Here is a 14,566-nt window from a genome sequence, read left to right on the forward strand (position 1 = left end):
GGGGGTCTGGGGACTTGGGGGACTTTCGCATGCCTTCTGCACGATCACTGGCGGTCGCGGCCGCCGTGCTGACGGGGGTGCTGGTGCCCGGCGTGGCACACGCCGCACCACCGTCGAACGACGACTTCGCCACACCGACGGTCATCAGCGCGCTGCCGTACTCGGTGGCGCAGGACACGACCGAGGCGACCAAGGCGGCCGACGACCCGTTCGCCTGCCGGGGTGCCGGCCTCACCGGTTCGGTGTGGTTCACCTACACCGCGACCGAGAACGGCCTGCTGCGCCTGAAGACCGAGGGCAGCGACCGCGACCTGCACGTCACGACGTTCACCGGTGAGCGCGGCGACCTCAAGCAGCTGTGGAACCCGCAGTGGGACGGCTGCACCACGAGCCGCAGCGTGCCGATCACGTTCCCCGCGACGACCGGCACCACGTACCACTTCATGGTCAGCGGCAACGGCACGCCGGGCGGGGCGCTGCAGCTCGCGCTGGACCGGATCGCCCCGGCGGCCAACGACGACTTCGCCGACGCCCAGCCGGTCACCGCGCTGCCGTTCAGCGCGCCACAGCCCGACTTCACGCTGGCCTCGGCCGAGCCGGACGAGCCGGCGGCGACGTCGTGCTGGGGCAACCAGGGCTTGCCCTCGGTCTGGTACGCGTACACGCCCGCGCAGACGCAGTCGCTGGTGCTCAAGATGGACGGCAGCAACAGCAGCCCGCTCGCCGCGGTCTACGAGGGAACCTCGTTGCCCGACCTGCGGCTGCTCGCCTGCGTCGACGGCAGCCACTACACCGGCAAGGCCGTGGGCGTGACCGGTGGCAGGACCTACTTCGTCCAGGTCACCGGCTCCAACAGCAGCTACTCGCCGTCCGCGACACTGCGGCTGACCGAGGCGCTCCCGTTGCGGACGTCGGTCTACTCCTCGACCGAAGAGCGCCCGCTGTACGAGACGATCGGGTTCTCGTTGCAGCACAACAACGCCTACAGCGCGCCGGTGACGACCTCGTGGGACTTCGGTGACGGCACGACCGCTTCCCCGAGCACGGAGACGAGCCAGCAGCACAAGTACGCCGCGGACGGCGAGTACACCGTGACGGTCAACTCGACCTCCGCCGACGGCCGCACCAGCAGCGACACCACCGTCGTCAAGATCAAGACGCACGACGTCGGCATCACCAGGTTCACCGTGCCGACCTCGGCCAGGGCCGGCGAGCAGAAGACGATCACCGTGCAGGTCGCCAACACCCGGTACCTGGAGAAGCCGACCGTCACGCTCTACCGGTCGGTCAACGGTTCCTGGGCACAGGTCGGCCGGCTCTCGATCGAGGTGCCCGCGCACCCGACCCGCAAGGTCGGCTTCCCGTTCGCCTACACCTTCACCCCGGAGGACGCCGCGATCGGCAAGGTCAGCTTCCGCGCCGTGGCCGAACTGCCGTGGCCCACGCGGGACGCCCGCGAGCAGGACAACGAGGTGATCGCGATCGCGACCACCGTACGTCCCGCCGCCACCTCCGCCGCCGCCGCTCTCACGAACTGATCCGGGGGAATCCATGAAGCAGCTCAGCAGACTGCGCCTGGTGGCCACCGCGGTGGCCGTAGCCGCACTGACCGCCTTCGCACCCGGCGTCGCGCACGCCGACGCACCCGCCAACGACGACTTCGACGCCGCCACCGAGATCACCGCGCTGCCGGCCACCACGACGGTCGACACCACCGGCGCCACCAAGGCGCCGGACGACCCGGGCATCTGCAACTACCAGAGCTACAGCACGGTGTGGGTGCGCTACACGGCATCCGCTGACGGGCTGGTCAAGCTGACCTCCCAGAGCACCCGGTACACGTTCTACGCGGTCTTCACCGGCACGCGCGGCGCGCTCACGCCGGTGCCGGGCGGCTGCACGACCCCCGGCGAACGGGAGAAGACCTTCAGCGTCAAGGCGGGCACGACCTACCACCTCGCCGTGGCCGAGCACTACTCCGGCTACACGGGCCCGGTGTCGCTGACCATGACGCCGGTGCGGGCCGCCGTGAACGACGACCGGGCCGCGGCGACGCCGGTCACGGTGCCGTCGCGGGTCGAGGGCGACCTCACCCGCGCGACTCCGGAGCCGGGCGAGGCGCCGCCGAGCTGTGACGCGGCCGCCACCCAGTCGCTCTGGTACAGCTACCGGGCAACGCGCACGCAGTGGGTCAACGTGTCGGCGTACTACAACGCGATCAGCGTGCACCGTGCCGGCGACCTGTCCGAGGTGGACTGCTTCGCCTCCGGTGGCAACTCGAACGGCGCGGTGTTCGCGACGACCGCGGGCGAGACGTACCTGATCCGGGTGGCACGTGCCGCGGACGACGCGGACCCGTTCTGGATGGACGTGCAGGCGGCCGCACCGCTCAAGCCGTACACCGCGGTGAGCTACTACGAGCCGTCGGTGTTCGACGACCTCCCGTTCGAGCTCGGCTCGGGTGACCCGCACGGCAGGGTGCTGACCAGCGGAGTGATCGACTTCGGTGACGGCACGTCGAAGAACTTCGTGGCGTACGAGCAGATCCGGCACCGGTACGCACGGGACGGCGTGTACACGGTCACCGTGTCGGGCTCGACGAACGACGGCCGCACGGGCACGGGGACCAGCACGGTGACGATCGACACGCACGACGTGTCGGTGGCACCGCTGACAGTCCCGTCCTCGGTGCGGGCCGGCCAGACCAAGCCGATCAAGGTGTCGGTCGCGAACGCGCGGCAGACCGAGAACGTCCGGGTCACCCTCTACCGGGTCAACGAGACCGGTGGCTACGACGAGGAGATCGGTCAGGCGGTCCAGCGGGTGGCGGCGTCACCGACGGGCAAGGTCGACTTCCCGTTCGCCTACACCTACACCGCGAAGGACGCGGCGCTGGGCAAGGTCACGTTCCGCGCGGTCGCCGCGCTGGAGAACTGGAACCTCCGCGAGGCGAAGCCGGACGACAACGAGGCTCGTGCCACCACGGCCTCCGTCCGGGCCGCGGCCACGGCCACCGCGCTGACCGACTGACCGGACCGCCCCCTTACCCGGCCGCCGGAGAGCCTTCCGGCCCTCACCTCAGCAGCCGGGTAAGGGGTCCTGCGGCCATGCCTTAGGTGATCGTCCGATGCAGGGCCTCACCCCTCAGGAGCAATCTCCTTGTCATCAGAGAGACGAACTGAGGAGATGAGCCCGATGGAGTGGACGCCCGAAGCGATCAAGGCGGAGATGGACTACCGGCAGCTCGCCCTGCGGGAGGACGCCCGCCGCGTCCAGGAGTACTACCGCAACGGTGGCAAGCCGCGTTCGTGGTGGCACCGCATGACGCACCGCCACGAGCCTGAGGTCCCCAACGGACAACAGGCTGCGTGATGCCGGGGGTGGTCGTGGGGGTGTGTTCCTCTCGTCCGGGAACCCGCCCCCACGACCCGTGTCAGGCCTTGGACAGCCAGGACCTGACCTTGTCGCCGTTGGTCTCGACCCACTTCTTGGCCGCGTCCTCCGGCTTCATCTTGTCCTCGGCGATGAGCTTCGCGACCGCGTTCTGGTCCTCGTTGGTCCACTTGAAGTTCTTGACCAGCTGGAAGGCCGGGCCGTTCGCGTCGGCGAACTTCTTGGACACGACCTTGTCGAGGTCGTAGTCCGGGTAGTCGCAGGCGATCTTCTCGGCGTCGGCGTCACAGCCGGGGGTGTAGGCGGGGAGCTTGACCTTCTCCAGCTTGATCTCGTTGAGCAGCCACTGCGGCGAGTAGAAGTAGCCGATGACCCACTTCTTGTCCTTCTCCGCCTGGCGGAACGCCTGGATGAGGGCGGTCTCGCTGCCTCCGTAGACGACCTTGTAGTTGAGGTTCAGGTTCTTCACGAGCGCCTCGTCGTTGGTGACGAACGACGGGTCGCCGTCGAGCAGCTGGCCCTTGTCACCGGACTCGGACGTCTTGAACTGGTCCGCGTACTTGTTCAGGTTGTTCCAGTCGAGGACGTCGGGGTGCTCCTTGGCCAGCCACGGCGGCACGTACCAGCCGATCTGGCCCTTCACGCCCGTGGAGCCCGCGCTGACGGCGGTCTTCTGCTCGTCGACGTACTTCTTGCGCAGGTCGTCGTGGCCCCAGTTCTCGACGACGGCGTCGACCTCGCCGGTGCCGAAGCCCTGCCAGGCCACCTCTTCCTTGAGCTCCTTCTTCGTGACCTTGCACTTGAGCTCCTTCTCGGCCACGTACGCGAGCACAGCCGCGTTCGCCTCGTAGCCGACCCACGGGTTCACCGCGAGGTTGAACGTGCCGCAGTCGCCGGCCGCACCCGACGAGGTGTCACCGACCTTCGCACCGCCGCAACCGGCCAGCGCCAGTGCCCCTGCGAGCACCACGCCCAGCACGCTGTGCCTTGCCACTGTCCACGACCCTTCTAGTTGGTCCACCGCTTCGCGGCCGCCTGCGTGAGGCGGTCGAGCATCACGCCCAGCACGACGATCGCGACGCCGGCCGCGAGCCCCTTGCCGTACAACTGGCCCTGCGAGAAGCCGGCGACGACGTCGTAGCCGAGCGCGCCGGCGCCGACGAGTCCGCCGACGACGACCATCGACAGCACGTAGATCAGTCCCTGGTTGGCGGCGAGCGTCAACGCGCCGCGCGCCATCGGCAGCTGCACCTTCACGATCGTCTGCCAGGCGCTGCCGCCCAGTGCCGTGGAGGCTTCGACGGTCGCGGGTGAGACCGCGCGCACGCCGTCGGCGATGATCTTGATGGCGACCGGGGCCGCGAACACCACGGCCGCGACGACCGCCGTGAACCGCGACGCCGAGAACAGGGCCAGGAACGGCACCAGGTACACGAAGGCGGGCATGACCTGGCCGGCGTCGAGCACCGGCCGGACGAGCCGGTCCACGCGCCGGCTGCGGCCCATCCACACGCCCACGACGACGCCGAGCACCATCACCATGACCGTCGCGACGAGCGTGGCCGCCAGGGTGGTCATCGCGTCCTGCCAGAGTCCGGTCGCGACCAGCAGCCCCAGGCACACCGCGGAGGTCAGCGCGGCGCGGACGCCGCCGACGAGGACCGACAGCGCCACGACGACCAGCGCGACCAGGAACCACGGCGACCCGGCGAGCAGCGCCTGCAACGGGTTCAGCAGCGCGGACGTGACGAGGTCCTTGAAGCCGCCGGTCAGCACCGGGAGCGTGTCCTGCACCCACTCCGTCGCCGCCGTCGTGCCCTGCCGGATGCCGGAGCCGACCTCCACCCCGGAAGCTGGGAACTCCGCCGCCCACAGGTAGGTGTACGACAGGTAGACGGCGACACCGGTGACGCCCAGGCCGCCGAGCAACGCCCAGCGCGGCAGCGTGCGGCGTTCGGTCGCGGCGGTGGTGACGCGGTCCAGCACGATCGCCAGCACCACGATCGCCAGGCCCGCGTTGAACGCCGTGCCGACGTCGAGCGTCTGCAACGCCTTCACGACCGTCTTGCCCAGGCCCGGCGCGTCGATCAACGCCGCGATCGTGACCATCGACAGGGCGGCCATGATCGTCTGGTTGACGCCCAGCACGATCGTCCCGCGCGCGGAGGGCAGCAGCACCTTCAGCAACGTCTGCCGCGGCGTCGCCCCGAGGGACTCGCTCGCCTCGACGGTGGTGCGCGGCACCGCGCGGATGGCGTGCGCGGTGATCCGGATGGCCGGCGGTGCGGCGTAGATCAGCGTCGCGATCGTCGCCGAGGCCGGTCCGATCAGGAAGAACAGCGTCAGCGGCGCCAGGTAGACGAACGTCGGCATGGTCTGCATGAAGTCGAGCACCGGCGTCAGCACCCGGTTCACCCGGTCCGACAACCCGGCCCAGATGCCCAGCGGGATGCCCACCAGCAGCGAGATCACCACGGCGGCCAGGGTGAGCGAGAGGGTGTCCATGCTCTCCTGCCACAACCCCTGCAGGCCCAGGAACGCGAAGCCCGCGACGGCCAGCAGCGCCACCCGCCACCCGGCGGCCGCGAGGCTCACGAACCCGGCGATCGCGACCACGCCGAGCCAGCCGACCACCGGCACCGGCCGCCCGAACGACGGCTGCGCGATCATGGCCTGCACGAACGTGACGAACCCGTCGATGACGAGCCGGATCTCGTTGAAGAAGTACAGGAACAGCGGGTTGGAGTTGCGCGAGGCGCCGACGGCGTCGTTGAGCTCGTTGACCCACCGGTGCAGCGGCGTCAGCTCGGACGCGCCCAGCGCCAGCGTGGCGGTGTCGCGGAACAGCAGCCACAGCAAAAGCCAGACCAGCACGACCCCACCGGCGATCAGGCCTTTGTGGACTTTCGGGCGCGGCACCGGCCGTGGTGCGGATACGGCGACCATGCTCACGCCTCCCCGGCGACGACTCCGAGGATCTCCTCGTCGGCCACGACACCGAGCAGCTCGCCGTCCCGCACGACCTTCACCGGCCGGTCCGCGCCGAGCACGCTGCGGATCGCCTCGCGCACCACGGTGTCCGGGCCCAGCTCGGGACCGTCGAGCGCGTCGTCGGGCGTCGGCGGTCGCATGATCCACTTCAACGTCAGCACGTGGGAGCGCGGCACGTCACGCACGAAGTCGCGCACGTAGTCGTCCGCGGGCGCGCCGACCAGCTCGTCACCGGTGCCGACCTGCACCACCTGGCCGTCGCGCATGATGAGGATGCGGTCGCCGAGCTTGAGCGCCTCGCTCAGGTCGTGGGTGATGAACACCATCGTCTTGCCGACCTCGCGGTGCAGCCTGATCACCTCGGACTGCATGTCGCGGCGGATCAACGGGTCGAGTGCCGAGAACGGTTCGTCGAAGAACAGCACATCGGGATCACCGGCCAATGCGCGAGCCAGTCCGACGCGCTGTTGCATACCGCCGGAGAGCTGGTCCGGATAGGACTTCTCGTACCCGGTGAGACCCACGAGGTCGATCACTTCCTGCGACCGCCGCGCACGTTTCGCGCGCGGTACCCCGCGGATTTCCAGTCCGTAACCGACGTTGTCCACGACGGAGCGGTGCGGCAGCAGCCCGAAGTGCTGGAAGACCATGGAGAACTTGTTCCTCCGCAGGTCGCGCAACCGTTTCTGGTCCGCGTCGAGAATGTTCTCGCCCTCGAACGTGATCGTGCCCGCCGTCGGCTCCACGAGCCGGGTCAGGCACCTGACCAGAGTGGACTTGCCGGAGCCGGACAGGCCCATGACCACGAACATCTCTCCTGGAGCGACGTCGAAGCCCACCCCGCGCACGGCGGCGACGGCACCGGTGCGGTCCATCAACTCCGACCGCGACAACGATTTCAGCTCAGGTGAGGCCACGACCTGGGACGCCTTGGAACCGAACACCTTCCACAGGTCCCTGACCGAGATCACGGGATCCACGCCACACCACTCCGACCTTGTTGCGGACAGCGCACAACGTTTCTCGATGCGCGACAGCATCGACCTTCACACGAGTGCGGTCAAGGGCAGAAACGCATTTACTCCATTGTGGACAACCAATGATCCTATGACTTGACTGACGTAGATCGAACCGGAAAAGCTGAACTGAGCGGTCTCCTGAACCGCTGTTCCCCCAAGAGGAGCGAAGTCCGTGCAACGCCTGAGAATCGCTCTGGCAATGGCGCTCGTGTTGACAATTGCCGGTTGTGGTGGCGGATCGACGTCGTCGTCGCCGCGATCCAGCTCAACCGCTCCGACCGAGCCGTGCGACGGCATCAACATCGCGGTCAACCCGTGGGTTGGTTACGAGGCGAACGCGGCCGTGATCGCGTACCTCGCCGAGCACCGTCTCGGCTGCAAGGTCAAGAAGAAGGAGATGGACGAGCAGACCGCCTGGCAGGGCCTCGACAACGGCGAGGTCGACGTGATCCTGGAGAACTGGGGCCACGAGGACCTGAAGCAGAAGTACGTCGAGGAGAAGCGCACCGCGGTCAGGGTCGGCCCGTCCGGCAACAGGGGCGTGATCGGCTGGTACGTGCCGCCGTGGATGAAGAAGGAGTTCCCGGACATCACGAACTGGCAGAACCTGAACAAGTACGCGGACAGGTTCAGGACCGCCAAGTCCGGTGACAAGGGCCAGCTGCTCGACGGCGACCCGTCGTACGTGACCAACGACGAGGCGCTGGTGAAGAACCTGAACCTCAACTACAAGGTCGTCTACGCCGAGAGCGAGCTCAACCTGATCAAGGCGTTCCGCCAGGCCGAGGAGAAGAAGACGCCGCTGGTCGGCTACTTCTTCGAGCCGCAGTGGCTGCACCTCGACATCGAGCTGGTGAAGATCGACCTGCCGGCGAACACGGCCGGCTGCGACGTCGACGCGGCCAAGGTCGCCTGCGACTACCCGCGATACGACCTCGACAAGATCGCCTCGAAGGGGTTCGCCGAGAAGGGCGGGCCCGCGTACCGCCTGGTCAAGAACTTCCAGTGGAACAACGACGAGCAGAACACCGTCGCGTCGTTCATCGCGAAGTACAAGATGGCGCCGGAAGAGGCGGCGAAGCGGTGGATCGAGGCGAACCCGGACCGGGTCGAGGACTGGCTGAGCCAGGACAAGCCCTAGAACGGCGTGAAGTGGGGCTCCCCGGTCGGGGAGCCCTCTCCCGTGCGACCCGCCTCAGCCGTTGCCCCGCGACCACCACTTCTCGTCGGGGCCGGAGATGTCCTCGACGCTGAGCCGGCGCACCGACCCCGCGCGCCGGAGCCGTGCGGTCAGCTGGTCCTTGCGCTGGGCGAGGCGGCGGTAGACGTCGAGCGCCGGGGTCTCGGCTTGGCCGCGCTGCCGTTCCCTGGTGCGCCAGTTGCCGAGGAACTCCAGCGTCAGGTCGGCCAGCGCCTGCCCGGCATGTGCGGTCAGCACGTCACCGGGCGCGGCGAACGTGCCGGCGTGGAAGGCGAGGTTCCGCGTGACGTAGAGCCATTCCAGCGTCGCCGCGGCCGTGTCCTCCTGCTCCTGCAACCAGTCCGCGAGCAGGTTCGCGTCCGCGAGCCGGGCCCGCCACAGCTCGACGAGGTCCTGCACCAGGCCGCCCTCGTTCGCGGCGAGCGCGATGACGGCGTCCTGCGCGGCCTTCAGCGGCCCGGCCGGCCGGTTGTGCCGGACGAGCACCTCCAGCCACGCGTCCACGGATCTGAGGTGGTGCTTCACGCCCGTCGTCGGCACCCACGCGTCAAGGGGCGCGCGCAGCTCCCGGTCGTGGCCGGTGACGACGACGTGCAGGCTGACCAGGTGCTGCCGCAACACCTGCAGCGCGCACGCCTTGGCCAGCCAGGCGATCTTGCCCGGGTCGAGCCCGGTCGCCTCCAGCGCGCTCCACGCGAGTCCCGCGCTGGCCATCGGCGCGTCGACCTGGCGGGCCAGGTTCGCCACCCGCATCGCCGAGCGCAGCTCACCCGGCCAGTACGCGGTGAGCGGGTAGGCGTTGCCGACCGTGCGCTGGTGCTCCGTGCCGCGCGTGACCCGCCCGGTGGGCCCGCTGACCTGCCACACCGGTGCGATGTCGAGCTCGGTCAGCCGCTCCCCCGCCGCGTACTGGTCGAGCACCTCGCTCAACGCCCGCCGCCCGAGCAGCGCCGCGGTGTGCGCGTCCGCGGCCGTGACCGGCATCCTGACCAGCACCGACGACCCGGTGACCACGTCCTTGAGGAAGTCATCCCTCGGCAACCTGTTGCGGTGCAACGGCTCCTGCCGCGCCCCCGGCAGCAGCCCGTCGAGGTGCCGCAGCACCCGCGCGCCGCGCACGACCAGCGCCACCGCGTGCCTGCGCGGCCGCGGCCACAGCACCTGCGCGAGGTCGTCCGGTTTCTTGAGGAACCGCAACAGGTCCGTGCGCAGGTGCCGCCCGTCCCGCCCGTGGCAGGCCGTGACGACCGCGAGCTCGGCGACCATCCTGGCGCGCACCGGGAGCTCGACCCCGTTCCACAGTGGACCGAGCCACTCCTTGACGGCCGCGGTGAGCACCGCGGGGTCGAGCTTCGCGGCGGCCGCGGCCGTGACCGCCGGGTCGAGCCGCTGTCCGTCGGCGGCGATGGCGGCGTCCACGTCGTGCAACACCTGCCGTGCCTCGGCCAGCGCTGTGGCCCCTGCGTGCGCGTAGGCGGGCGCGGCCGCGTCCAGGACGGTGATCGAGGTGGTGACGACGCGGCGCAGCAGGTTCCACCGCGGCTGGTCCTCGGCGGCGTGACCGGCCAGCGCGGTCCGGGCCCGCATGACCGCCAGCACCGCGCTGTTCACCCCCGCGACGTGCTCACCGAGGTGTGCGTCCGGGTCGAGCGCGCGCAACACCCCCTGCAGCAACGCCCGCTGGCACCGGCTGAGCCCGGCGTCGTCGAAGGCCTGCCGCAGCCGGGCGTCGAGGTACTGATAGCGCACGAACGCACACTAGTGTCGTGGACAACCAGAAAACGCTCTTCACCGGAGCCGGTGGCGACCTGCTCGCGGGCCGCCTCGAACTGCCCGCGGGCCAGGTGGTCGCCACCGCCGTGTTCGCCCACTGCTTCACCTGCGGCAAGGACTCGGTCGCCGCGTCCCGCATCGCCCGCGAGCTCGCCGCCCGCGGCGTCGCCGTGCTGCGCTTCGACTTCACCGGCCTCGGCCAGTCCGGCGGCGACTTCGCCAACACCACCTTCACCTCCACCGTCGCCGACCTGGTGTGCGCCGCCGACCACCTGCGCGACACGATCGGCGCCCCGACCGTCCTCATCGGACACTCACTCGGCGGCGCCGCCGTCCTCGCCGCGGCCCGCCGCATCCCCGAGGCCCGCGCCGTCGTCACCATCGGCGCCCCCCGCCGACACCGCGCACGTGGAACACCTGCTCGGCTCCTCGAAAGCCGAGATCGAGACCCGAGGCATCGCCGAGGTGGTGCTCGCCGGGCGGCCGTTCCGCATCAGCGACGACTTCCTGGCCGACATCAACCGGCAGGACCAGACCGCCTGCATCGCGGGCCTCGGCCGCGCACTGCTGGTCATGCACTCCCCGCAGGACGAGCTCGTCGGCATCGACAACGCCCGGACCGTGTTCGACGCCGCCCGGCACCCGAAGTCGTTCGTCTCGCTCGACGGCGCCGACCACCTGCTGACCCACCGCGCGGACGCCGCGTACGTGGCGGAGGTGCTGGCGGCGTGGGCGAGCCGGTACCTGCGGGGGTGACTTCTCCGAGCGGGTGGTCACCGCACTCCGTGCTCCTCACGGGAAAGGCCCCGACCGGTCGTAATGACTGGTCAGGGCCTCTAATCGGGGCGACAGGATTTGAACCTGCGACCCCCCGCTCCCAAAGCGGGTGCGCTACCAAACTGCGCCACGCCCCGGTTGCACCCAGCTTACCGCCACCCGCTAAAGTATTAACCGCAGCCCCTGAAGAGGGGCGGCAAGCGGGCGTAGCTCAATGGTAGAGCCCTAGTCTTCCAAACTAGCTACGCGGGTTCGATTCCCGTCGCCCGCTCTCGACGAAGGGCCGAGTGCACCCGCACTCGGCCCTTTCTCGTGATGTGACTCACATCGAGGCGATGCCGATCTGCGTGCGGTGGTGCTTCGGGCGCTCGATCTCGTCCACGACGGCCAGCGCGAAGTCGCCGTAGGTGAGCTGGTCAGCCGGGTCGGGCGGGCCGATGCGGTAGCCGCCCCGGTCCTCGCCGCCGAACAGGCCCGCCGGGCTCAGCACGACCCAGTCCGCGGTGGACCGCGCCAGCACCTCGACGCCCGCCGCGTGGCCCAGGCAGAACGGCCGGTGCTCCGCCGGGAAGTCCGGCGCGTCCACCACCCGCACGCCCGGCGCGGTCTCCAGCAGCGGGTAGATGCCGACGACGACGATCCGGCCCACCCCGGAGGCCACCAGGGCCGTGGCGGCCTCGGTGTAGAACTCAGCGGGGTCGCGGGCGAGGTCGGCGACCGCGCTCACCGCCACGTCGTGGCCCGCCGCCACCTCGGCCGCCGCCTGCACGCCGGGGTCGCGGCCGACGCCCGTCACGTCGTGGCCGCGTGCCTTCGCGACCGCCACGACCTCGCGCCCGGCCTGGCCGGACGCGCCGAAAACAACGATGTTCGCCATGGCCGCGAAGGTAGGCTGCACACTGCCGGTTTCCGCAACGATATCGGGGTTGACCAGGTGGAATGCGACACCGTGAGCCTGCCGTACCGCATCGGTGACAAGTGGACGGCGCACGTGTTGCGCGCGCTCTCACCCAGGCGTCGGCGGTTCACCGAGCTGCGGGCCGGGCTGCCGCCGGTCACGGCCAAGGTGCTCAGCGAGACGTTGCGGACGATGGAGCGGGACGGCACGGTGGCGCGGGAGTCGTTCGACGAGAACCCGCCGCGGGTCGAGTACGAGCTGACCGGGCAGGGCCGCAAGGTGCTGGCGCTGCTGGACCTGTGCTGCGAGTGGGCACGAGAGAACCTGGTGGAGACGTGAGGCTGGAACAGATCGTCATCGACAGCAACGAGCCGGCGCGGCTCGTGCGGTTCTGGGCCGAGCTGCTCGGCGGTGAGCCGGTCGAGCGCGCGCACGGCTGGGCGCACGTCGAACCGCCTGGCGGGCCGCGGATGTCGTTCCAGCCGGTGCCGGAGCGCAAGGACGTGAAGAACCGGCTGCACCTCGACTTCGAGGTCGACGACATCGAGGCCGCGGTGGTGAAGGCGGTCAACCTCGGTGGCACGCGCGAGGGCGTGGTGCACACCGACGAGCAGGGCAGCTTCCAGGTGATGCGCGATCCCGAGGGCAACGAGTTCTGCTTCGTGCGCTGACAGTTCAACGCTGACAGTCGGCTGCTGACAGTTCGTCCACCGGAGAACTAGGACTGGAAGGCCCGCCAGAGCGCCTCACCGAAGCGGATCGCGAGGACGGCGAGCAGCAGGCCGATCGCGAAACTGATGAGGCACCGCACGACGACGAGGAGCTTGGCGCCCTTCACCCCGCCATGATTGACCGCTGCCCGGCCAGAACAACAGCACCCATCGGGACCAATACCATCACGGCGTGACCGATTGCCTGTTCTGCCGCATCGTCGCGGGCGAGATCCCGGCGACCGTGGTGGCCGAGACCGACACCACGCTCGCGTTCCGCGACATCGACCCCAAGGCGCCGACGCACGTCCTGGTGATCCCCAAGGAGCACCACGGGGCCGTCGGCGACCTCGACCCGCTGCTCGCCGGGCAGGTCCTCGCGACCGCGCACCAGGTGGCGAAGTCCGAGGGCGTCGACGAGTCCGGCTACCGGCTCGTGTTCAACACCGGCCGCGACGGCGGTCAGACCGTCTTCCACGTGCACTGCCACGTGCTCGGCGGCCGCGGCCTCAGCTGGCCTCCGGGATAGCCATCGCCCGCACGAACGCCGCGTCGACCGGGTTGCCGTGGCCGGGCACGACGATGCGCGGGTCGAGCTCCAGCAGCAGGTCCAGGACGTGCCGCCAGTTCGACGTCGTCGCGTCCGGCCCGGCCTTCGCCTCCGCGCCTTCCTCGACGAGGTCGCCCGCGAACACCACGCCGGCGTCCGGCACGTGCACGACCACGTCGTGCGAGGAGTGGGCCGGGCCGAAGTGGTGCAGGTCGACCCGGCGGCCGCCGACGTCGAGCGTGACGCTGTCGCGGAAGGTGTGCGTGGGCGCGATGAGTGTGCCGGTGAACGGGTCGTCGTAGTACCTGGCCCGGCTTTCCAGCAGGCTCTCGTCGACCACGCAGTCCTCGTGCGCCCACACCTCGCACGGCAGGAACGCCTCGGTCGCGAGCACGTGGTCGAAGTGGTTGTGCGTCAACACGATCCGCGACGGCCGCACCTCGTCGGCCAGCGCCGGGTCCATGCCGGAGTCCACCAGCAGCGAGTCACCCGATCCGGTGATCAGGCCGAGGGTGAGGTCGAGGTCGGCGGCGCTGTGGCGGCGGAGGAACACGCCGTCCGCGATCTCGATCACCGCAGCACCCCGTCCACGAGCCGCGGCACGGCCGTGCTGACGTTGACCCGCACCGCGAGGTCCACGTCGGCGGCGTGCCCGTTCTCGACCAGCTCTCGCCCCGACCCGCACTCCCGCACGGCCGCCGCGACGTCGGTGTTGCGGAACGCGGTGGCCGCGAGCTGGGCCTCGGGTGAGGCCGATCCGGGCAGTGCCGCCAGCACGGCGCCCGCCCCCAGGTAGTCCTCGACGCACGGCCGCAACGGGCCGAACTCGCGTGGTCCGGCGTTCAAGATGTCGAGCCCCCACCGTTCGCCACCGGGGACCACCCCGATGGTCTCCCCGACCTCGGCAGCGTAATGCGCGACCGCCTCGGCGTTGCGCAGGCAGGCGGCGAGCACGTGCGCCCCGGTCTGCCCGGCGAGCGCGCACAGGTTCGACCCGTTCGGCGACGGCAGCTCCACCACGCCTGTGGCGTCGACGAGTGACGCTGGTCGCAGCGTCCGCCCCGAGGCGGTCTGCCAGCGCGACGGCCGGACCTGTCCCCCGTTGCCGACGACCAGGTCGACCGACGTCGTGAACGACAGCACGTCCACGACGACGAGCACGTCACAGGCCCTGAGCGCCTCGATCCCCTCCGGCCCCCACTCCAGCCGCAGCCGGTACCCCTCCTGGCTGAACATGGGCACCAGCGTGTCAGA

At 70.0% G+C, this 14,566-nt stretch carries 14 protein-coding genes, 2 tRNA genes and 1 pseudogene; 9 read left to right on the forward strand and 8 right to left on the reverse strand.

The genetic code is table 11. The annotated features are described in order from the left end of the window. Positions 1 to 29: 29 nt before the first annotated feature. The 3 genes from ADL03_RS23250 to ADL03_RS47320 all read left to right on the forward strand — a co-directional run bounded on the left by ADL03_RS23250 (position 30) and on the right by ADL03_RS47320 (position 3,372). Complete coding sequence (locus ADL03_RS23250) at positions 30 to 1,538, forward strand: PKD domain-containing protein (RefSeq protein ID WP_082373403.1); 1,509 nt, start codon at positions 30 to 32, stop codon at positions 1,536 to 1,538. 13 nt (positions 1,539 to 1,551) lie between these two features. After that, entirely contained in the window at positions 1,552 to 3,030 is a 1,479-nt protein-coding gene (locus tag ADL03_RS23255; protein ID WP_053735648.1) for a PKD domain-containing protein, read from the forward strand. 165 nt (positions 3,031 to 3,195) lie between these two features. Beyond that, positions 3,196 to 3,372, forward strand: coding sequence for a hypothetical protein (locus ADL03_RS47320; protein ID WP_197288575.1), 177 nt, complete (start codon positions 3,196 to 3,198; stop codon positions 3,370 to 3,372). Positions 3,373 to 3,433: 61 nt separating this feature from the next. On the opposite strand, the gene ADL03_RS23260 is transcribed toward ADL03_RS47320, so the two are convergent. The 3 genes from ADL03_RS23260 to ADL03_RS23270 are packed head-to-tail and all read right to left on the reverse strand — an operon-like array spanning position 3,434 to position 7,364. After that, positions 3,434 to 4,387: an ABC transporter substrate-binding protein gene (locus ADL03_RS23260; RefSeq protein ID WP_053735649.1), complete on the reverse strand. Its 954-nt coding sequence runs from the start codon at positions 4,385 to 4,387 to the stop codon at positions 3,434 to 3,436. Positions 4,388 to 4,401: 14 nt separating this feature from the next. Continuing rightward, on the reverse strand, positions 4,402 to 6,339 hold the full coding sequence (locus tag ADL03_RS23265; protein ID WP_053735650.1) for an ABC transporter permease subunit: 1,938 nt from the start codon (positions 6,337 to 6,339) through the stop codon (positions 4,402 to 4,404). A gap of 2 nt (positions 6,340 to 6,341) precedes the next feature. Then, on the reverse strand, positions 6,342 to 7,364 hold the full coding sequence (locus ADL03_RS23270; protein ID WP_231642158.1) for a glycine betaine/L-proline ABC transporter ATP-binding protein: 1,023 nt from the start codon (positions 7,362 to 7,364) through the stop codon (positions 6,342 to 6,344). Positions 7,365 to 7,575: 211 nt separating this feature from the next. Here ADL03_RS23270 and ADL03_RS23275 point away from each other — a divergent pair, with 211 nt between their 5' ends. After that, a complete protein-coding gene (locus tag ADL03_RS23275; RefSeq protein WP_197288576.1) occupies positions 7,576 to 8,544 on the forward strand; it encodes an ABC transporter substrate-binding protein in 969 nt (322 codons plus the stop codon). A 54-nt stretch (positions 8,545 to 8,598) separates the two neighbouring features. Here the strand turns inward: ADL03_RS23275 and ADL03_RS23280 are convergent, their stop codons facing one another. Continuing rightward, on the reverse strand, positions 8,599 to 10,353 hold the full coding sequence (locus ADL03_RS23280) for a hypothetical protein (protein ID WP_053735652.1): 1,755 nt from the start codon (positions 10,351 to 10,353) through the stop codon (positions 8,599 to 8,601). Between the two features lie 110 nt (positions 10,354 to 10,463). On the opposite strand from ADL03_RS23280, the pseudogene ADL03_RS49730 reads away from it, so the two are divergent. Continuing rightward, positions 10,464 to 10,979, forward strand: a pseudogene (locus ADL03_RS49730) (alpha/beta hydrolase family protein); the annotation flags it as partial. Between the two features lie 238 nt (positions 10,980 to 11,217). Here ADL03_RS49730 and ADL03_RS23290 read toward each other — a convergent pair. Beyond that, positions 11,218 to 11,291: transfer RNA gene (locus tag ADL03_RS23290), tRNA-Pro, on the reverse strand. Positions 11,292 to 11,354: 63 nt separating this feature from the next. Between ADL03_RS23290 and ADL03_RS23295 the strand changes: the two genes are divergently transcribed. Further along, positions 11,355 to 11,425: transfer RNA gene (locus ADL03_RS23295), tRNA-Gly, on the forward strand. A 51-nt stretch (positions 11,426 to 11,476) separates the two neighbouring features. Here ADL03_RS23295 and ADL03_RS23300 read toward each other — a convergent pair. Further along, positions 11,477 to 12,031, reverse strand: a complete 555-nt coding sequence (locus ADL03_RS23300; RefSeq protein WP_053735654.1) for an NAD(P)-dependent oxidoreductase — start codon at positions 12,029 to 12,031, stop codon at positions 11,477 to 11,479. Positions 12,032 to 12,103: 72 nt separating this feature from the next. On the opposite strand from ADL03_RS23300, the gene ADL03_RS23305 reads away from it, so the two are divergent. From ADL03_RS23305 to ADL03_RS23315, 3 genes are all read left to right on the forward strand, one after another. Beyond that, positions 12,104 to 12,391: a helix-turn-helix domain-containing protein gene (locus tag ADL03_RS23305; protein WP_197288577.1), complete on the forward strand. Its 288-nt coding sequence runs from the start codon at positions 12,104 to 12,106 to the stop codon at positions 12,389 to 12,391. Next, complete coding sequence (locus ADL03_RS23310) at positions 12,388 to 12,723, forward strand: VOC family protein (RefSeq protein ID WP_053735656.1); 336 nt, start codon at positions 12,388 to 12,390, stop codon at positions 12,721 to 12,723. Before ADL03_RS23305 ends, ADL03_RS23310 begins: the two co-directional genes overlap by 4 nt. Before the next feature lie 232 nt (positions 12,724 to 12,955). After that, complete coding sequence (locus tag ADL03_RS23315) at positions 12,956 to 13,291, forward strand: histidine triad nucleotide-binding protein (protein ID WP_053735657.1); 336 nt, start codon at positions 12,956 to 12,958, stop codon at positions 13,289 to 13,291. Here the strand turns inward: ADL03_RS23315 and ADL03_RS23320 are convergent. Both ADL03_RS23320 and ADL03_RS23325 read right to left on the reverse strand, forming a co-directional pair. Beyond that, entirely contained in the window at positions 13,272 to 13,886 is a 615-nt protein-coding gene (locus ADL03_RS23320) for an MBL fold metallo-hydrolase (RefSeq protein WP_053735658.1), read from the reverse strand. The genes ADL03_RS23315 and ADL03_RS23320 overlap by 20 nt on opposite strands. After that, the gene (locus tag ADL03_RS23325) at positions 13,883 to 14,548 is read right to left on the reverse strand and encodes a 2-phosphosulfolactate phosphatase (RefSeq protein WP_053735659.1); all 666 of its coding nucleotides are present in this window, start codon (positions 14,546 to 14,548) and stop codon (positions 13,883 to 13,885) included. The genes ADL03_RS23320 and ADL03_RS23325 overlap by 4 nt, the downstream gene beginning before the upstream one ends. Positions 14,549 to 14,566: the final 18 nt, after the last annotated feature.

It is taken from the genome of Nocardia sp. NRRL S-836 (assembly GCF_001279525.1).
In the GTDB taxonomy this organism is placed as follows: Bacteria; Actinomycetota; Actinomycetes; order Mycobacteriales; family Pseudonocardiaceae; genus Lentzea.